The organism is Rhodococcus sp. NPDC059969 (genome assembly GCF_042738325.1).
GTDB lineage: Bacteria > Actinomycetota > Actinomycetes > Mycobacteriales > Mycobacteriaceae > Rhodococcus_F.
In genome coordinates this window covers 430156-448323 of sequence record NZ_JBHWUF010000001.1, presented here as the reverse complement: position 1 = coordinate 448323, position 18168 = coordinate 430156, and the positions used below count along the sequence as shown (strand labels likewise).

General features: G+C 63.6%; 16 protein-coding genes. 9 read left to right on the top strand and 7 right to left on the bottom strand.

Annotated features, from left to right (window positions below):
* Positions 1–52: 52 nt before the first annotated feature.
* Positions 53–241 carry a streptamidine-related RiPP repeat protein gene (locus tag ACFWAD_RS02095; protein WP_003943543.1) on the bottom strand — a complete coding sequence of 63 codons (189 nt, stop codon included), beginning with the start codon at positions 239–241 and terminating at the stop codon, positions 53–55.
* Between the two features lie 92 nt (positions 242–333).
* On the opposite strand from ACFWAD_RS02095, the gene ACFWAD_RS02090 reads away from it, so the two are divergent.
* The 5 genes from ACFWAD_RS02090 to ACFWAD_RS02070 all read left to right on the top strand — a co-directional run bounded on the left by ACFWAD_RS02090 (position 334) and on the right by ACFWAD_RS02070 (position 5193).
* On the top strand, positions 334–1593 hold the full coding sequence (locus ACFWAD_RS02090; RefSeq protein WP_378540991.1) for an MFS transporter: 1260 nt from the start codon (positions 334–336) through the stop codon (positions 1591–1593).
* 84 nt (positions 1594–1677) lie between these two features.
* On the top strand, positions 1678–2745 hold the full coding sequence (locus ACFWAD_RS02085) for a FecCD family ABC transporter permease (protein WP_378540989.1): 1068 nt from the start codon (positions 1678–1680) through the stop codon (positions 2743–2745).
* On the top strand, positions 2742–3536 hold the full coding sequence (locus ACFWAD_RS02080) for an ABC transporter ATP-binding protein (protein ID WP_378540987.1): 795 nt from the start codon (positions 2742–2744) through the stop codon (positions 3534–3536). The genes ACFWAD_RS02085 and ACFWAD_RS02080 overlap by 4 nt, the downstream gene beginning before the upstream one ends.
* Positions 3533–4513, top strand: a complete 981-nt coding sequence (locus ACFWAD_RS02075) for an ABC transporter substrate-binding protein (protein ID WP_378540984.1) — start codon at positions 3533–3535, stop codon at positions 4511–4513. Before ACFWAD_RS02080 ends, ACFWAD_RS02075 begins: the two co-directional genes overlap by 4 nt.
* Positions 4510–5193: a SagB family peptide dehydrogenase gene (locus tag ACFWAD_RS02070; protein ID WP_378540981.1), complete on the top strand. Its 684-nt coding sequence runs from the start codon at positions 4510–4512 to the stop codon at positions 5191–5193. Before ACFWAD_RS02075 ends, ACFWAD_RS02070 begins: the two co-directional genes overlap by 4 nt.
* 1 nt (position 5194) lies before the next feature.
* Here the strand turns inward: ACFWAD_RS02070 and ACFWAD_RS02065 are convergent, their stop codons facing one another.
* The 4 genes from ACFWAD_RS02065 to ACFWAD_RS02050 form a co-directional block, all read right to left on the bottom strand.
* On the bottom strand, positions 5195–5479 hold the full coding sequence (locus ACFWAD_RS02065) for an SHOCT domain-containing protein (protein WP_378540979.1): 285 nt from the start codon (positions 5477–5479) through the stop codon (positions 5195–5197).
* On the bottom strand, positions 5476–5913 hold the full coding sequence (locus ACFWAD_RS02060) for a DUF6325 family protein (protein WP_378540977.1): 438 nt from the start codon (positions 5911–5913) through the stop codon (positions 5476–5478). Before ACFWAD_RS02060 ends, ACFWAD_RS02065 begins: the two co-directional genes overlap by 4 nt.
* 3 nt (positions 5914–5916) lie before the next feature.
* Positions 5917–7563, bottom strand: a complete 1647-nt coding sequence (locus tag ACFWAD_RS02055; protein WP_378540974.1) for an MFS transporter — start codon at positions 7561–7563, stop codon at positions 5917–5919.
* Positions 7564–7631: 68 nt separating this feature from the next.
* Positions 7632–8867, bottom strand: coding sequence for a hypothetical protein (locus ACFWAD_RS02050; RefSeq protein ID WP_378540971.1), 1236 nt, complete (start codon positions 8865–8867; stop codon positions 7632–7634).
* A gap of 28 nt (positions 8868–8895) precedes the next feature.
* On the opposite strand from ACFWAD_RS02050, the gene ACFWAD_RS02045 reads away from it, so the two are divergent.
* Positions 8896–9483 carry a DinB family protein gene (locus ACFWAD_RS02045; protein WP_378540969.1) on the top strand — a complete coding sequence of 196 codons (588 nt, stop codon included), beginning with the start codon at positions 8896–8898 and terminating at the stop codon, positions 9481–9483.
* Position 9484: 1 nt separating this feature from the next.
* On the opposite strand, the gene ACFWAD_RS02040 is transcribed toward ACFWAD_RS02045, so the two are convergent.
* Complete coding sequence (locus ACFWAD_RS02040; protein ID WP_378540966.1) at positions 9485–11044, bottom strand: YfcC family protein; 1560 nt, start codon at positions 11042–11044, stop codon at positions 9485–9487.
* Complete coding sequence (locus tag ACFWAD_RS02035; protein WP_378540964.1) at positions 11041–12417, bottom strand: M20/M25/M40 family metallo-hydrolase; 1377 nt, start codon at positions 12415–12417, stop codon at positions 11041–11043. Before ACFWAD_RS02035 ends, ACFWAD_RS02040 begins: the two co-directional genes overlap by 4 nt.
* Positions 12418–12567: 150 nt before the next feature.
* On the opposite strand from ACFWAD_RS02035, the gene ACFWAD_RS02030 reads away from it, so the two are divergent.
* The 3 genes from ACFWAD_RS02030 to ACFWAD_RS02020 are packed head-to-tail and all read left to right on the top strand — an operon-like array spanning position 12568 to position 18150.
* Positions 12568–13203 carry a TetR/AcrR family transcriptional regulator gene (locus ACFWAD_RS02030; RefSeq protein ID WP_214887201.1) on the top strand — a complete coding sequence of 212 codons (636 nt, stop codon included), beginning with the start codon at positions 12568–12570 and terminating at the stop codon, positions 13201–13203.
* A gap of 25 nt (positions 13204–13228) precedes the next feature.
* Entirely contained in the window at positions 13229–14956 is a 1728-nt protein-coding gene (locus ACFWAD_RS02025; protein WP_378540962.1) for an AMP-binding protein, read from the top strand.
* Positions 14953–18150: a carboxyl transferase domain-containing protein gene (locus ACFWAD_RS02020; protein WP_378540959.1), complete on the top strand. Its 3198-nt coding sequence runs from the start codon at positions 14953–14955 to the stop codon at positions 18148–18150. The genes ACFWAD_RS02025 and ACFWAD_RS02020 overlap by 4 nt, the downstream gene beginning before the upstream one ends.
* Positions 18151–18168: the final 18 nt, after the last annotated feature.

The following is an 18168-nucleotide window of genomic DNA, read 5'->3' as shown; positions in this document are numbered from 1 at the left end:
GCGGGGTCATCGGCAGATCAGACTGTCGAAACAGTCTGGATCAGGGAAGGTTTCAGCTCTGGAAGCTGAACGGGTTGTCGACGAGGGCGTTGGTGCCCACACCCTGCAGAGCGTGTGCGGACGTTGCCTCGGCAACCGGCTCGAAGGTGAACGGGTTGTCGACGAGAGCGTTGGTGCCGACGCCCTGGAGTGCATTGGCCGGAGCCGAGTTGGAGACGCTGTCGAACGAAATGTTGCTCATTGTCATCCCTTCCGTAATGGAAACCATTTCCATTACGATGCCACCGTACGAAAGATCGCGACGGAGAGCAACAGGTACAAGAGAGTGCATACATGAGCGAGACCCCGACGACGGGATCCGCCGAAACGCAACCACATGTGTTTCGGGACAGATCGTTTCGATTGTTCTTCACGGCTCGTACCATTGCCGTGGCCGGTGCGGCGGTCACCGGCGTGGCCATGCCGATTCTGGTGTTCGACATCAGTCGGTCTCCGTTTCTCACCTCGCTCGCGGCTGCGGGTACGGTTCTGCCGTACCTCGTGTTCGGCTTGTTCGCCGGCGCCGTGGCAGACCGAGTCAACCGGCGGACGGTCATCCTGTGTGCGCAGGCCGTCGCTGCTCTTGCCTTGGCGAGTATTCCGGCGGCGCAGGCACTAGGCGTATTGACTGCTTGGCATGCCGTCGGCGTATCGATGTGCATCGGAACGTGTTTCGTGTGGTTTGACGCCGCCGCTTTCGGAGCGCTGCCCGCGCTTGTCGGAAGGCGCGCGATACCGGCCGCCAACAGTGCGCTGTGGACCTCCAGCACGTTGATCGATGTTGCGTTTCCGGCGATCGCGGGAGTGCTTGTGGCCTCGATCGGCCCGGCCTACGCATTAGGCGCTGATGCGCTGGCCTACGTCTTGGCCGGACTGGCCATGGCGTCGATCGGAGCCTCGTTCTCGGTTGCCCCTGCTGCGGCGCAGAGGTCGGAACCTGGAATTGCGCGGGACATACGCGAGGGCCTCAGCTTCCTTTGGCGCTCACCCCTTCTGCGAGCCTTGACCGGCGTCGGCTTCGTGAATTCGCTGACGCAGGGTGCAGTTACGGCTCTCCTCGTGGTGTACGCGTCCGAGAGGCTGGGGATTTCGACGTCGAGTCCGATGATCGGCGCCGTGTGGACGGCCGTCTCCGTGGGTGGAGTGGTCGGCGCCCTCGTGCTTCCACGGCTACCGGCGCAGTGGCCGGTCGGGGCGATCACGATTGGTGCGCTGACGATCGCCCCGATGGTGCTGTTCGTCGTTGCGACAACCGGCAACACCGCCGCCGCGATCACGGCGCTCGCTGTCTACTCCGGCTGTACGACCGTCACCATCCTCAACGGCATCGGTGCACGTCAGCGGCTGACTCCGGATCGTCTTCAGGGCCGGGTGAACACCACGGCGAGGATGGTCGCCTGGGGTGGTTCGCCGGTCGGCGCCTTGATTGCCGGGGCAATCGCAGGACGCTGGGACATCGGCACCGCCTACCTCGTTGCGTGCATCTTTGCGCTGGTCGGGGCGCTCTTCGCGTGGGCGAGTGCGCTGCGGACCGACCCTTACCCGCACAGATGAGCATGTGACTATTAATGAAAACGACTGTCGTTATGGTTAGATCCACCTGTTCATGACTGCGAACCCCACCTACTCAGGAGTGCGATGACGCTGACCAGCGAGGCAGCACCACGAGTGCCGTCGCGTGCACACCCCGTCGGCGAGCGCGGGTACGTCCCGTTTCTGTTGGCCACGACGGTTGTACTCGTCGCGGTCTCCACAGTCGCGGTGTGGTCGGGTGCCGCGTCGGTCTCCTTTGCCGACGTATTCGCGGTGCTGTACGCGCACGTCGGCGGTCCACCGGTCGACCCGCTGCTCGATCGGATCGTGTGGGGATTGCGGGTACCGCGCATTCTGATTGCGGCATTGGCGGGCGCCGGGCTGTCGCTGGCCGGCGCCGTGCTGCAAGCGTTGGTGCGCAACCCGATTGCCGATCCATACATTCTGGGCGTGGGTTCCGGAGCATCCTTCGGTGCAGTACTGATCATGACGACCGGCATCGGCACCGGCCTGTCGATCGGCGTCCCGGTGGCAGCCTTCCTGGGGGCCATGGTCTCCCTGATCGCGGTTCTCGTCCTGGGTAGGCGAGAGGGAATGCTCGTCCCGCTGCGCATGGTCCTGGCCGGAGTTGCCATCGGCTATCTGCTCTCGGCTGCAACAAGTTTTGTGCAGTTGCGCGCCGATCCGAGTCAGCTTTCGGGAGTGCTCTTCTGGTTGCTGGGCTCGGTGAGCGGGGCCAGTTGGTCGGATCTCGGTGTGCCCGCCGCGGTGATCACCGTCTGTGCGGCAATTCTGTTGACACAATCGCGCCAACTCAACGCGTTGGCCATGGGAGACGAGAGCGCGCAATCGGTCGGCGTGGACGTGCGCCGTACCAGGTTGCTACTACTGGTGATCGCGTCGTTGCTGACCGCGGTTGTCGTATCCGTCGCCGGGGGAATCGGTTTCGTGGGGCTGCTCGTGCCGCACGCCGTACGACTTCTGGTCGGTTCCGATCACGGCAAGCTGCTCCCCGCGACCGCGTTGGTTGGTGCCACCTTCCTGGTGATCGTCGATCTTGCGGCTCGGATGTTGGATGCGCCCAACGAATTACCACTCGGGATCATCACCGCCGGATTGGGTGCCCCGTTCTTCCTCTGGTTGCTTCGACGGGACGGCGGTGCGCAGTCATGAGATTGTCGGCCAGCGGGATTCACGTCGTTCGGGGTGGGCGCCTGGTGGTTTCGGGTGTAGATCTCGAAGCGCCCGAGGGAAGCGTGGTCGGACTCGTCGGACCGAACGGCAGTGGAAAGTCCTCCCTCCTGCGTGCGTTGTATCGCTCGATGAAGCCGAGAAGCGGAATCGTGAAGGTCGACGAGGTGAATGTTTGGGACGATCTCTCGCCTCGGTCGGCGGCACGCATCATCGGTGTTGTGGGGCAGGAGCATTCATCCGATTTCTCGTTCAGCGTCCGCGAGGTGGTTGCAACGGGTCGGACGCCGCATCACAGCGCGTTCTCTCGACTCGGTGAGATCGACCGAGACATCGTCAGCGCAGCACTGGTGCGAACCGGCATGCAGGGCTTTGGATCACGACTCTTCGCCGAACTGTCCGGCGGTGAGAAGCAGCGTGTGATGTTGGCCAGGGCGATCGCTCAGCAGCCGTCGGTGCTGGTCCTGGACGAGCCCACCAACCACCTCGACATCCGTGCTCAGCTCGAATTGATGGAATTGGTCGCCGAACTCGGTACCACGGCGATTGTCGCGATCCATGAACTCGCCTTGGCCGCAGCGTATTGCGACTACGTGTGCCTGCTTTCAGAGGGTGCAGTTGTCGCATCGGGACCGACCGCCGAGGTCCTGGCCGAGGATCTGCTGTCCGAAGTTTTCGGGGTTCAGGTGCATCTCGGCACTCATCCGTTGACCGGGCGCCCCCTGCTCTCGTTCGCCCCTCCTCTCCTACCTACGAAAGAAGCAGTCTCTTGAAAACCTCGATACGTACTGCCGCTCTGTTCTGCTCGGCCGTGGCCACCACCGCCGTACTGACCGCGTGCGGGAACTCCACTGCCGATTCGGCGGCAGCCTCGTCCGAGAAAATCACCGTCACCAATTGTGATCGCGACATCACGTTGCCCAAGACTGCCGAAAGGATAGTCTCGCTGTATCCGTCGATGACGGAGCTTCTCATTCAGCTCGGTGCTGCCGACCGCATTGTCGGACAATCGAACACCGACCTCTCTCCTCCCAGTCCCGAACTCGCTGATCAGTTCGCGGCCGTGCCGGTACTGAGCACCGGAGTTCCCGCGAAAGAAGCCTTGCTCGACGCCCGACCGGATCTGATCGTCTCCGACGGGGAATACTGGTTCGACGGTGACCGATTGCAGACCATGGACGAATTGCGCGACCTCGGCATCCCGATCTTCGTGAACAGCGGGTATTGCCACAAGGCAGTCACCGAGGGACGGATCGACGACGTCTGGTCCGACATCGACGGTCTCGGTACCCTGACCGGAACACGTGAGGAGGCAGCAACTCTCCTGGCAGACGGCAAGAAGTCGTTCGCCGCAACCGAGGCATCTGTCGCCGGGAAAGAGCCGGTTCCCACTGTGATGGTTCAGGTTTCGGAGGGACAGTCCTATGCTCTGGCCAGGGGCCTCTACAGCAGTGTGCTCGAGGCCGCCGGGGGAAGCAATCTTTTCGAGAACGACCTTCCCGACGGAAAGTACTTCGGCCAGGTAGCCACCGAATCGGTGCTCGCGAAGTCGCCGAAGGCAATCCTCGTCGTCTACTCCACCGAGTCGGCTCGGGAATCCACGCTCGAGGCTGCGCGCACGGCATTTGCCGGAACCCCCGCCGCGGCGTCGAATGCGATCTTTGCCGTTCCGGAGGCGTGGTTCGCCGGCGAGTTGGTCTCGATCGACGGAGCCGGCGAGGTGTCTCGCCTGCTGCACCCGGGTTCGTGACCGCACTCGAGCGGATCGAGGCCGTCGTATCGCTGCATGCCGCGCTGGACCGGACGGTGAGTTCGTCGGAGCTACCGTTCGACGCGAACGCACTGCCGCCGCTGACGTGTGAATCCGTGGAACTGCCGGCCCCGATGCCACTGCCCGCCTGCGGGTTCCCGGAGGTCTTGCAGGCGCGACGGAGCCGCTGCAACCCGGCGGCAGATGCGTTGGGAGCCGACGAACTGTCAAATGTGCTGCACCACAGTCTTGTCAGCAGCCCGACGGCGGGCGGAATGCGCGAACTGACGCTGTCGTTTGTTCTCAGCCGCCCCGGAGACGAGCTCGGAGCCGGGGTGTACCGGTATGCCCGAGGCCGAGCCGAGGTTGTCCGACTCGGCGGCGTGCGAGACCACCTTCGTGCGAGCCTTCTCCAGCCCGAGTTCGCCGACGTGTTCCCGGTTCTCCTGTTCGTCGTCGCGAACGTGGAGGGGCCGCTCGAGAAGTACGCGACGCGGCACTACCGCACGATGCACGTGGATGCCGGTGTGCTGGTTCAGAATCTGTACCTCGTGACCGAGGCGATGGGACTTGCGGGCTGCGCCATCGCGGGATTCACGGATGGGCGCGTGGCATCTCTGTTGAATCTCGCGACGACGCAGCTTCCCGTCATGGCTTTTGCATTGGGGCGGCCCAGCTAGTTCAGGCGAGGATGCGCGCCTTCTGGATCTCGAACTCGGCATCCGTCAGCACGCCGGCGTTTTTGAGTTCGCCGAGCTTGGTGAGCTGTTCGAGCTTTGCGTCCATCGATGCTGTCGGAGCTGCCTGCGGCGGCAGGGGTGGTAGATCGGGAATCGGTGGCACTGGCTGGGCCTGTGCTGCGCGGGCCTGATCTTCGGCCGCCCAACGCGTGCGCTGACGGCGCTGAACATTTCCGTGAATGGAGCTTGCGACGGCTACCCGGCCGGCTCGCCTCAAGAAACTCATGCGTCCTTCTCCGTATTGTCCAGTGCAACAGCAAGTTCGTCCAAGGTCAGGTGGCCTTCGGTGACAATCTTTGCGCCGCTGCGGGTCCAGGCGTCGATCACCGGCAGTATCGCCAGTTCCTCGTAAACGAGCACGGCGGCAACACTTCCGGCGGCCAACTCTTCACCAACGGCGGTGATGTCTCCGGCATCGAGCAGTCCGGAGGCAGCGCCGTCGAACTGCGCCAAGTCGAAATCCGCAAGCTCGAAGGTCGACGCTGGTACGACGGCCACTGATCCATCGGCGGCTTTGGTGACGAACTCGAGGTCGAGGATGCGGATCACGCCGGTGTCGACGAGAGTGAGCAGCTGTTCGAATCCTGCCGAAGTCGGTGCACCGCCGGTAAACTCGACGGCTACGTATTCGATCGGGCCGAATTGGTCTTGGTTGGACATCGGTTACTTCTTGCCCTTCGTGAGTTTCGGTTCTTCCAGAGCAGGTACTTCGTTGGGCATGCGGCCGGCGGGAATGATGGCGAGCAGGGAGAGTCCGGCGAGGACGAGTAGCGAGGTCCGCAGCGCACGCAGGCGTGCTTCGGTGTTGATCCGGATGGCTTCGTCGATCTGTGCCTGTGTTGCCGACGTGTTTTCGAGCGTCACGACGAGTTGATCGTTGGGGACGAAGTTGACCTGATCGAGGTTGATCCCGGACTCGACCTTGAGTGACGCCGGGATGGTGGGGTTGTCGATCAGCTGCGAGCTGACGAGGGAACCGAGTATTCCGACGGCGAACACGCTGGCCACCGCGATGCCGACGCTGCCGGACATGTTGTGTACCAGTCCTCGCCAGGCGCCGACGTCACCGGCGAGTTCCTTGGGAGCTGCGGTGAGGAGGGTGTTGAACACCAATGCGACGATGGCGCCCTGTCCGAGGCCGAGTGTGATCAGGCCGATGACGACAAAGATCTGATGCCAATCGCCGCGGATGGTGAAGGCCAACAGAATGAGTCCGGCGGCCACGACGACAAACCCGGCTCGTGCGATCAGACGCGGGGAGTACGTCTTGTAGAGACGTGCGACGACGGTGCTCGCGATGAAGATCGAGAGTGTGTACGGGATGATCGAGAACGACGTCTGCAAGCTGTTGCGGCCCTGGATGATCTGCATGTACAGCGGGATGAGGAAGTTGGCCGCGGTTCCGACGAACATCATCGTGGCCATGCAGATCGTGGTGGCGCGCTCGGCGCCGGTCTTGAGAACGTCGAGGTTGAAGAGCTGAGGCTTATTCTGAGCCTTGCGGTTTCGCGTCCACTGGAAGAAGCCCTGCGCGCAGATTGCGCCGAGGACGATCAGGATGGCCGCGGGTGAAACACCGATGACCGAGAACGGCGCAGCGTCGGTGGCGAGGATGACGCCCCACGAGTTGAGGCCGCTGAAACCGAAGCTGAGCAGGATGACGGCAATGGCAGCAATGGCGGCGCCGGCCCAGTCGATGGTGATGTCCTTCTGCGGGGGGACAGGTTTGACCCGGAAGCTCAGGATTAGGTTGACCACAGCGAGAGCCACGACGAGGGCGAACGAGTAGCGCCACCCGATCGTCGTCGCGAAGGAACCGGCGATCAGCAGCGCCAGCACTCCGGCCGCGGGGATTGCTGCTGCCAGGTAACCAATGGCCTTTGCCTGCTGATCGCCGCTGAAGTTCGTGGCGATGAAGACAGTCAACGCGGGAGCAATGAGGGCGATCACAGCGCCGGACGCAGCTTGCGCCACGAACAGCATGGCCGGGCTCTGGCTCAAAGCGACCGCGGCCATCGCGAGGCCGTGAATCGCGACGGCAATCTGGAAGACCAAACGCGTTCCGTAGCGGGCGCCGATCTTGGCTCCCAGCAGAATGAAGGCCGCCATGGCGAAGGTGCCCGCGGTGATCGCGGTGCCGACACTTGTTGCGGGCGTGTCGAGATCGGTGGTGATGCCGGCCATCGAGACGGTCAGAGCATTGACGGCGAACGACGCTTGAATCTGGGTGAGGACTACCACGATGAGTGGTAGCCAGGAGGCGGTGCTCACGGCGGCCGATGTAGCGGCCGCGCCAGGCTTTACGGACATGATGGGTCACGCCTTCCTCGACACTGCGTGTACTCGCGACGTGCCCGGATCAGCCACGCACGGTTACATTAGCCGGAATTGTGCTGAATGGTCGCCTGCGGGCGGTTGGTTTCTTCGCGGTAGACCACCATCTCCCGTTGCAAGGCGCGTCGGAAGCGTGGTTGGTCGGCCAGCAGTACCGCCAGGACGGTCAGCAACAGCCAGGTCGCCGCCGCGCTCGCGAGGAGCAACAGGACCGGAATCCACGGCCCACCCATCTGCTCGAGCAGCGTCGTCTTTGCCCAGACTCGCCAGTAGAGCATCAGATTGACGATCAGTCCGACACCGTACGAGATGACGAAGGACAGCAGGAACTGCTTCCACGTGCCGTCGTGGCGCCGTGCCGTCATCGGTTCGGCCCGCAGCGGCAGGCTCACCGACATCACGTTGGCGACTCCCAACCAGAGCAGGATCATGGTCAGCACCTGGCCGCAGGCCTTGACCAGATCTGTACTGCTTCCGGATCGCCACGCGAGGATGACGCTGAGCAGGAACCCGGCGCTGCCGACGAGGAGCAGCATCACCGCGTTCTTCGCGACGAGCACGTGCCAGAGCCTCGTTCCACCGGACAGCGCAGCGCGCACGCGGCCGGCGTCGAAGCTGAGCGCATTGGTGCACACGACGCTTCCGACGACCCCCGAGAGTGCATACAGCGCAAGGTAAGGCAGTCGATCTTCTTTGGCGTCCCACTGGAAGAGGCGAATGAATGCCAGGTACGCCAAGCCCATTCCGAGGCTCAGCCCCAGCCGAAAAGCGATCGACCGAGGCTTACCACTCACGACGTGCCGGGTTTCCTCACGGATCCGGGAGCCAAGATCCTGCACATGCCGGACGACGGGGTTGCCCGAATTCAGCGGGACGTAACCACGGATCGCAGCGGCGACGGTATCCGTGTCACCGGCGTCGAGAGCGGCGACGCGCGCTTCGAGAACCGCAAGGTGGGCGGCGCGCAAGGCTATCCGTGCGGTGGTCACCGCGGCGACGGCGTCGGCCTCGGCCTGCGCGGCGGTGCTGATGCCGGCGTCGGTGGGCAGTGGCGGCTGCAATGTCGTGATCAGTTCGAGTTGGCGAGCCATGTGCGGTGACGGCGACAACCCGCTGTACGACGGTCGGCTCAGCGCTGACCGTTCGTCGTCGAGCGAATCACGGACGGACGCGGCAGCCTTGCGGACGGCTGCCGGGTTGTGCCAGCGCACCGACCTGGCGTCACGCTCGGCGGCGACGGCCAGGGAGGCAAGCTCGGTCAGATCCTCCACCGCTGTCACTTTTACTCCACTCGGTTTAGGTTGGTTCATGGCCACCAACTCGGAAAAGGAAGATCTCCAGCGCTACCTGCAGGCCGCGCGCGACGCACTCGTCTGGAAGCTCGACGGGCTGTCGGAGTACGACATTCGGCGTCCGATGACCCAGACAGGGACAAACCTGCTGGGTCTGGTCAAACATATGATCGGCGTCGAGCTCGGGTATTTCGGCCCGACGTTCGGCCGCCGGGTTCCCGATCTGCCTGCGTGGTTGCGTTCGGAGGAACTCAACGTCGACATGTGGGCCCGCGCCGACGAGTCCAGTGCCGACATCGTCGAAACCTACCGCCGGACGTGGGCTTTCGCCGACGCCACGATCGAGGAGCACGATCTGGATGCACCTGGTTTCGTGAAGCACTGGCCGGAGGACCGCCGCGACGTCACGCTGCACCGGATTCTCGTTCACGTTGTCACCGAGATCCATCGGCACGCCGGCCACGCGGACATCGTGCGGGAGCTGATCGACGGCGCCGCTGGGATGAAGGCGGGCGACAACAATCTGGCTCCCGGTGATCAGGCGTGGTGGGCAGAGTACAACGACCGTCTCGAGACGGCGGCACGCGAGGCCCACCACGCCTGAACTACTCGAATACCGCTGCCGCGCCGATCACCACGACAACGATCACGAAGTTGATCAGTAGCAGTGGCCAGACGAAGCGCAGGAACTTGTCGTAGCCGACCTTCGCCATGGCCAACCCGCCGACGACGACGACGTTGGTCGGGGCGACCATCAGCATCAGGCCGTGGCCCATTTGGAAGGCGGTGATGACGAGTGCTCGGCTGACTCCGGCGAAGTCGCCCAGCGGGGCGAGCAGCGGCATCGCCAGGGTGGCGTGACCGGAACTGGACGGGATCAGGAACGCCAACGGGATGTTGACGAGCATCACGAGAATCGCGAAGACTCCTGCCGAAGCACCGCTGACCAACTGCTCCATCGCGTTGAGGATGGTGTCGAGGGTTTCGGTGTTCGTCATGATCACCGAGACACCGCGAGCGAGCAGGATGACGATCGCCGGGCCGACCATGTCGCCGGCTCCACGCGTGATCAGGGAGACGATCTTCTTCTCACCCATCTTCGCGACCACGCCGACGAGAACGGCGGCGAGGACGAACAGCATCGCCAATTGCGGGAACCACCAGTTCAACTCGAACCAGTAGGGCTCGGTTGCCGTGACGTGGTACGCGTCGTACTCGGCCGGCCCGGTCGTGGCGCCGAAGATGCTCGACCACGGGATGACGGAGAAGATCATCAATCCGAACGTGAGCCCGGTGATGAGCAGCACCAGCTTCTGAGTTCCGGTGAGCTTGCCGTCGATGTCCACCGGCTCGGCCGGTTCTTCGTCGTCGTCCTCGATCTCGAAACCGACGAGCGATTTCGTGGGGTCCTTCTTCACCTTCGCGGCGTAGCGGAGAACGAATGCCACTGCCACCGCGGTCAATACGATCCACAAGATCACGCGCAACACGATGCCGTCACCGATGGAGACGCCTGCCTCACCGGAGGCGACGCCGATCGAGAACGGGTTGACCGTCGACGCCATGTTTCCGACCAGAGCGCCGAGGATGATCATCGTCGCCGCGACCATGCGGTCGTAACCCAGTGCCGTCATCAGCGGTATGAGCAGGGCGTAGAAGCCGAACGTCTCGACCGAGAAGCCCATCGTCGAACCGAGCAGCGAGAACAGCACCATGATGACGGTGATGAGCAACCAGCCCTTGTCGCTGAGCTTGGTAGCGAGTTGGGAGACAGCAGTTTCCAGGCTGCGGGTGGCAAAGCTGACCGAGATGAACGCACCGAGCGCCATGATGAAGAGGACTACGCCGACCGAACCGAAGAGCCGTCCGATGTTGTCGGTGTCGACGAACCCGGTGATCGAATCCTGTACGCCGTACAGGCCGTTGACGGGAGAGAGGATCAGTTGCTGGATTCGTTCCCAGAACGAGAGCGGAGACGTGACTGTTTCGAAGCTGCCGGGAACGGGTGAGCCGTCCACGTCGACGCCGAAGCGTCCGGCCGGAATGAACAGTGCCGCAATCCAGACCAAAATGGTGACGATCGCGAGCATCGTGACCGCACCGGGAAACTCGAACTTCTTCTTGGCCGGCGTTTGCGGGGATCCCGTGTCGGTCTCGGTGCTCATTTCTTCCCCTCGAAGGTGTCGGCGTACTCCTGGAAGAACAGTGCTTTGGCGACGACGGCCTTCTCGAGCTCGTCGAGCAGTACACGTTCGTTGGGGCCGTGGATGTTTGCGTAACCGTCGGTGGCGCCGAACAACAGCTTCTCGGCGGTGGGCACTGCTGTATCCAAGGCCATCACGAGGGGGATCGAGCCGCCGCCTGCCATCAGCCCGGCCGGCTCACCCCAGGACTGCGATAGTGCAGACAGTGCCGCGTCGAAGGCCGGTCCACCTTCGGCCGCCGCGAATCCGTCGCCGGTTTCTCCTGCGGTGATCGTCAGTTGCAAACCGAAGGGGCGCAGGGCTTCCAGGTGCCGTATCAGGGCAGCTTGTGCCTCCACTGCCGGCTGACGCGGATGCACGCGCAGATTGATCACGGCGCGGGCGGTGCTTGCGACGGCGTTGACCGCACCGTCCACCGGGGGCGCGTCGATACCGGTCACGGTGATTGCCGGGCCCGACCAGATGCGTTCGCCGATGCCGCCGGTTCCGAGCAGGGGGAGTCCGTCGCGGATCTCGGCGAGGGTGCGGAACTCTTCCTCGGTGTACGAGCTACCGGTCCACGGTTCGCGTAGGAGGCCGTCGACTGCCACGTCCCCGTTGTCGTCGTGCAGCGACGCCAGTGCGCGGATGAGCGCGAGGCGGGCGTCCGGTGCGGCGCCGCCGTAGAGGCCGTTGTGCTTGTCGGCGCCGAGAGTGGTGAGTTCGACGATCACCTGGGCGGATCCGCGCAGTGCGACGGTCAGGGTCGGTGATCCGGGGCGAACGCTGCCGACGTCGGCGATGACCATTGCGTCGGCCGCGAACAATTCGGGGGCTTCCGGCGGATAGTTGTCGAAGGGGCTGCCGAATTCTTCCTGGCCCTCGATGACGAGCTTGACCGTCACCGGCGGCTTTCCGTCGAAGACGCGAAGCGCGCCGATCATACCGATGACGTTTGCCTTCGAATCTGCCGTACCGCGGCCGTAGATCGCGCCGTCACGCTTGGTCGGTTCGAAAGGCGGAGAATCCCAGAGTTCGACGTCGTCGGCGGGAACGACGTCGTAATGCGAATACATCAATACCGTCGGGGATCCGGTGGGGCCGGGAACTGTCGCAATGATGACGGGCGCGGTTTTACCTGTTATGTCGAGTTTCTCAATCTTCGTGACTCCGGATTTTTCCAGTAGAGAAACGATCAGATCGTGAGCCTCGAAGAGGGGTTCGCTGGGGAAACCCTCGGTCGCTATCGACGGGATGCGAACAAGTTCGACTAGTTCCGACTCCAGAGTCGGCATCAAACCGGCAACTGTTTCCTTGATCGTGGAATAGGAGGGTGACGCGGATTCTTCCGGCACGGAACTGACTCCTTCTGGAAAAGGCGAAAAGCATTAGAGGCAGAGTCTTACACCCGATATATGGGCTGTGAAAGGGCAACCCGAACAAAAGGCCGAAGTCGGTCGTCGGGGCTGCGATTCTTGACATTGACGTCAACGTCAACACACACTGTGACGGTGACCACCAGCGAAACGCAGGAGCGAGCGCGGACAGCCCGCAAGCTCGGGGACGGTCCACGCCGTGCCGGCTTGCTCGACACTGCGGCGCTCTGTTTCGGCGAACTCGGATACGACGCCGTGACGGTCGAGACGATCACGACCAGGGCCGATGTGTCCCGGGCGACCTTCTACGCGTACTTCTCGTCCAAGGACGAGGTCTTCCGCGCCGTCGCCGAAATGATGTGCCGACGGTTTCTCGACGCCCAGCACATGGAGGGGCCGGCGGCCGAGGATCTACGCGAAGTTCTCCGAACGACCACATCGGCGTTCATCACGGCCGTGTACACCTATGGGGACCTGCTCGCGGTCATCGAGCACCGGGCGCGGGTGGATTCCGAGGTCGAGCGCAGTTGGTCGGCGGTACGCGAAAAGCTCGTGAGCCGCTACGTGCGCTTCGTCGAACGTATTCGACAGGTTCACGACGTAGATCCCTGCGTTTCGCCTCCGGTGCTCGTGCAGATGATCTCGGACGCGCAGATGGCCGGTGGAGCACGATTGAGCAAAGCGAGTGCCGACGAGCAGAACCAGTTCATCGCAGATATGACGACGATGTCCGAGCGGTTGATCGGGTTCGAAGAGTCGAAATAGATTTCTTTTACGAATGGAGTGATCGGTGGCAGAACAAGACGTGCTCGAAGCGGCTCTGGCGGAAATCTCCGCGCTGCAACAAGCGCATTGGCCCGCCGGCATTCCCCGCGCCGTCGAGTATCCGCTCGAAGGCGGGGGGCTTGTCGACTACTTGCGGCATTGGGCGGCAGAGCGGCCGGATACTCCCGCAATCGTCTTCTACGGCCGGGTCATCACGTATTCCGAATACGACGAGCTTTCGGATCGTTTTGCCGGATGGCTGCTTTCGCTCGGCGTCGAACGTGGCGATCGCGTCGGCGTTCACCTGGTCAATTGCCCGCAGTTCCATATCGCGATGCTCGGCATTCTGAAGGTCGGCGCGGTTCACGTACCGATCAATCCGCTCTTCCGTGAACACGAATTGATTCACGAGCTCAACGATGCGGGCGTCACGGTTCTTCTGACGCAGAACACTTTTTCGAAGTTGGTGAAGAAGGTTCGCTCACAGACTCCGCTCGAACACGTCGCGAAGACCGCAGTGTCGGACATGCTGACCGCGATCCCGACCGTCGAACTGCCCTTCGAAGTGGACGATCCGCGCCTGAGCGACTGGCAGTCGATCATCACCAGTGAGCGGGCGACTCCGGTTGCCACCGATCTCGATTCCCTTGCTGCTCTGAACTACACGGGCGGAACGACGGGAATGCCCAAGGGCTGTGAGCACACTCAGCGCCACATGGTCTACACCGCGGCCACGGCGACACTTGCCGGCGGTGACCAGGTGGGCGCCAATCCGCCGGTGTCCCTGGTGTTTCTGCCGATCTTCTGGATCGCGGGTGAGGACTTCGGCATCCTGGTTCCGCTCGTCAACGGCGGAACCGTTGTCTTGCTGAATCGTTGGGATGCGGAAACCACGCTCGACGCGGTCGAGACGTACGGCGTGACCTCACTGGTCGGAACCGTCGACAATTACGTCGAACTGATGGACACACCAGGATTCGCGGAGCGAAATCTCTCGACACTCCAGAACGCCATGGCAGTCTCGTTTGTCCTCAAACTCGATCCGGCCACACGCCAGCGGTGGCGCGAGGCCACCGGCGGTGTTCTGCGCGAAGCGAGCTACGGCATGACCGAAACCCATACCGCGGACACGATCACCCTCGGCTTCCAGGACGGTGACTACGACCTGAAAAGCGAGCCGGTGTTCTGCGGAATACCGGTGCCCGGCACCGACGTTCTGATCGTCGATCACGACGGCAGGCCGGTTCCCGTCGGCGAGCACGGACAGATCATCGTGCGCAGTCCGTCGATCCTTTCCGCGTACTACCGCAACGACGCTGCGACGGCCGACGCCATCCGTGACGGCTGGTTGCAGACCGGCGACGTCGGAAAGTTCAGTGAGCGTGGTGGTTTGCACTACCTGGCGCGGAACAAGGAAATGATCAAGACCAACGGCATGAGCGTCTTCCCGTCCGAGGTGGAAGCGCTGCTCATGCTGCACCCGGCGATCGAAAAGGCTGCGGTGGTGCCGAAACCGGACCAGGACAAGGGGCAGGTGGCTTTTGCCTTTGTCCAACTGGTCGAGGGTTCGGTAGCCACGGCCGACGAGATCGTCTCGTGGGCGAAGGAGAACATGGCCACGTACAAGGTGCCCGAAGTGGAAGTGCTCGAGGCGCTTCCGATGACTGCGACAGGAAAGGTGCGCAAGGGCGATCTGTTCGAGCGCACTACGAAGTCTTCATGTGCGGCCCCGGCCACTCAGGGGGACAAATGAGACTGCTGATTGCGAACCGCGGCGAAATTGCGCTGCGGATCATTCGAACTGCCCGTGAACTCGGCATCGAGACGGTGTCGGTCTACGCCGAGGACGACGCGTCCAGTCCGCACGTCGCGGCGGCCACGGAGTCGGTGCCGCTCGGAGCTTCGGGCGCTTCCGCCTATCTCGATCAGGGCGGCTTGCTGAAGATCGCGGCCGAAACGGGCGCCACACACGTGCACCCCGGCTACGGATTCCTCAGTGAAAACGCCGAATTCGCGCAGGCGTGCGCCGACGCGGGCATGGTCTTCGTCGGCCCGGACGCCCAGGTTCTCCGGACTTTCGGCGACAAGGCCAGTGCCCGCACCGCGGCTGTCGACTCAGGAGTGCCGGTCCTGCCGTCGACATCGGCGAACGCCGCCCTCGACGAGGTGCGCGAATTCTTCGAGCGCAACCCCCGCGGCATCATGATCAAGGCGCTCAGTGGCGGCGGTGGCCGCGGCATGCGCGCGGTCCGTGACCCGAAAGCGCTCGACGACGCGTACCGTGTGTGTGCGGCCGAAGCCCAGTCGGGATTCGGCAGTTCGGCACTGTTCGCCGAGGTACTCAGTGAGCACGCTCGGCACATCGAAGTGCAGATCGTGGCGGCACCGGGGCAAGGTGGAACCCATGCGCTCGCTCTGGGTGACCGTGATTGCAGCGTCCAACGTCGGCATCAGAAGTTGATCGAGGTAGCGCCCGCGCAGGGGCTGTCGGGGGCCCTGCGCGAGCGTCTGCACGCCGCGGCCGCGAGGCTGTGTGCCGAGGTCGGCTACCGCGGAATCGCGACGGTCGAGTTCCTCGTCGAGGAACGCGGCTTCGTCTTCCTCGAAGTCAACCCGCGAATTCAGGTGGAGCACACGGTAACCGAGGAGGTCACCGGGGTAGATCTCGTCGCCGTGCAGCTCGCGATCGCGGACGGAGTTCCGTTCGAAAACCTGGACCTACCAACCGGAATCACCGCTCTCGAGAAGGACTCGGAGACAGTCGGATCCGTGGCAGTCGCATCGGGAATCGCGATCCAGGCCCGCGTCAACATGGAAACCATGACGCCGGACGGCAATGCGTTGCCGTCGTCGGGCACGCTCGACAACTTCACTCCTCCGAGCGGGCCCGGTGTGCGAGTGGACACCTTCGGCGCGGTCGGGATGTCGCCGAGTGCACGTTACGATTCCCTGCTGGCGAAGGTGATCACCCATACGCGTCGATCGGATTTCCCTGCCGCGGTGCGTAAGTCGATTGCTGCTTTGAGTGAGTTCGCCATCGACGGTGTAGCGACCAACATCGATTTCCTGCAGGCAATTCTGTCCGACAAGGACTTCCGTGACGGTTTGGTCGACGTCGACTGGTTGGGTTCGCGGTTGACGGACCTCGTTCCCGAAGTGGGCCCACAAACGCCCTCCTCGTCTGTGGACGTGGCACCGGACGAGGATGTGGTCCGTGCGCAGATGGCGGGCATCGTCGTCGAACTCGCCGCCGTCGGTGACGGCGTCCATGCGGGTGGCCAGGTTGCCGTCCTCGAGGCGATGAAGATGCAGCATGTTCTCTCGGCGCCCGGTGATCTCGAAGTGGTCCGGGTCCTGTCGTCACCGGGGAGGTCGGTGGGTGCGGGCGAACCGTTGCTCGTCGTCCGTAGTGCAAGCGCGGGATCGAAGCTCGCAGAGGTCGACGAGGTGAACCTCGACGACGTGCGTCCCGATCTCGCGGAGATCATCGCTCGCCACGAGGTGACCCTGGACGCGGCCCGGCCCGCGGCAGTGGCGAAGCGTCACAAGCTGGGACGCCGGACTGCTCGCGAGAACGTCTACGACCTGGTCGACGACGACAGTCTGGTCGAGTACGGCGCTCTCGCGCTGGCGGCGCAGCGCAGTCGACGCAGCGAGGAAGACCTGATCGCCAACACTCCGGCTGACGGTTTGATCGGCGGAGTGGCGACCATCAGCGGCGGCGAGAGCGTCGTGATCTCGTACGACTACTCGGTGCTCGCCGGTACCCAGGGCATGCGCAATCACGCCAAGACCGACCGCCTGCTCGAGATCGCCGACCGCAAGCGAGTTCCGGTGGTGCTGTTCGCGGAAGGTGGCGGCGGTCGGCCCGGTGACACCGATGCAGGCGCCGGGGCGGGCCTCGAGCTGGGAACCTTCCGCGCCATGGCGGCGCTGAGCGGGCGGGTGCCCATGGTCGCCGTCGTGTCCGGGCGCTGTTTCGCGGGCAACGCGGCCCTGGCCGGCGCGTGCGACGTCCTGATCGCGACACCGGACGCCAATATCGGGATGGGTGGTCCTGCCATGGTCGAGGGCGGCGGGCTCGGAAACTTCCGCCCCGAGGACATCGGCCCCATCGACGTGCAGCGCCGTAACGGCGTCGTACACCTGGTCGCTGACGACGACGCTCATGCGGTGGCCCTGGCCAAGCAGTACCTCGGCTACTTCCAGGGTGCGAGCGGAGAGTGGACGGCTCCGGATCCGCGGCTCTCGCGGCATGTGGTGCCGGAGAATCGCCTGCGCTCGTACGACGTTCGTGGAGCAATCGATGCAATCGCGGACGTCGACAGCGTCCTGGAACTGCGTCGAGACTACGGACGCGGTGTAGTCACCGCACTCGTTCGCGTCGAAGGAGTTCCGTACGGTGTGCTGGCCAACAGCAGCGAGCATCTCGGCGGCGCGATCGACGCGGAAGCGTCGGACAAGGCCTCGGATTTCCTGGAACTCCTCGAAGCACACCGCATCCCGCTGGTGACCCTCTGCGACACACCGGGTTTCATGGTGGGCCCGGATTCGGAGGAGGAGGCGACGGTCCGAAGGTTCGGCAGGTTCTTCGTTGCCGGTGCTCGACTCACCGTGCCGTTCGGAACGGTCATCCTGCGCAAGGGTTACGGGTTGGGCGCCATGGCGATGGCCGGTGGTTCCTTCCACGCCCCCGAGTTCACGGTGGCGTGGCCGACCGGCGAGATCGGGCCGATGGGTCTGGAAGGCGCCGTGCGTCTCGGTTTCCGCAAGGAACTCGAGTCCGTCGAAGATCCGGTGGCTCGGGAAACATTGTTCGGTCAGTTCGTGGAACTGGCCTACGCACAGGGCAAGGCACTGATGGCGGCGACCACGTTCGAATTGGACGACGTCATCGATCCGGCCGATACCCGCGGATGGATCAGACAGCTCGGCAGAAACAGTTGAGATCCTGCTGATTCGAGC

Coding starts and splice junctions, on each gene's coding strand:
- ACFWAD_RS02085 (WP_378540989.1), top strand. CDS start 1,678: ATGACGCTGACCAGCGAGGCAGCACCACGAGTGCCGTCGCGTGCACAC.
- ACFWAD_RS02020 (WP_378540959.1), top strand. CDS start 14,953: ATGAGACTGCTGATTGCGAACCGCGGCGAAATTGCGCTGCGGATCATT.
- ACFWAD_RS02040 (WP_378540966.1), bottom strand. CDS start 11,044: ATGAGCACCGAGACCGACACGGGATCCCCGCAAACGCCGGCCAAGAAG.
- ACFWAD_RS02080 (WP_378540987.1), top strand. CDS start 2,742: ATGAGATTGTCGGCCAGCGGGATTCACGTCGTTCGGGGTGGGCGCCTG.
- ACFWAD_RS02045 (WP_378540969.1), top strand. CDS start 8,896: ATGGCCACCAACTCGGAAAAGGAAGATCTCCAGCGCTACCTGCAGGCC.
- ACFWAD_RS02060 (WP_378540977.1), bottom strand. CDS start 5,913: ATGTCCAACCAAGACCAATTCGGCCCGATCGAATACGTAGCCGTCGAG.
- ACFWAD_RS02065 (WP_378540979.1), bottom strand. CDS start 5,479: ATGAGTTTCTTGAGGCGAGCCGGCCGGGTAGCCGTCGCAAGCTCCATT.
- ACFWAD_RS02095 (WP_003943543.1), bottom strand. CDS start 241: ATGAGCAACATTTCGTTCGACAGCGTCTCCAACTCGGCTCCGGCCAAT.
- ACFWAD_RS02055 (WP_378540974.1), bottom strand. CDS start 7,563: ATGTCCGTAAAGCCTGGCGCGGCCGCTACATCGGCCGCCGTGAGCACC.
- ACFWAD_RS02090 (WP_378540991.1), top strand. CDS start 334: ATGAGCGAGACCCCGACGACGGGATCCGCCGAAACGCAACCACATGTG.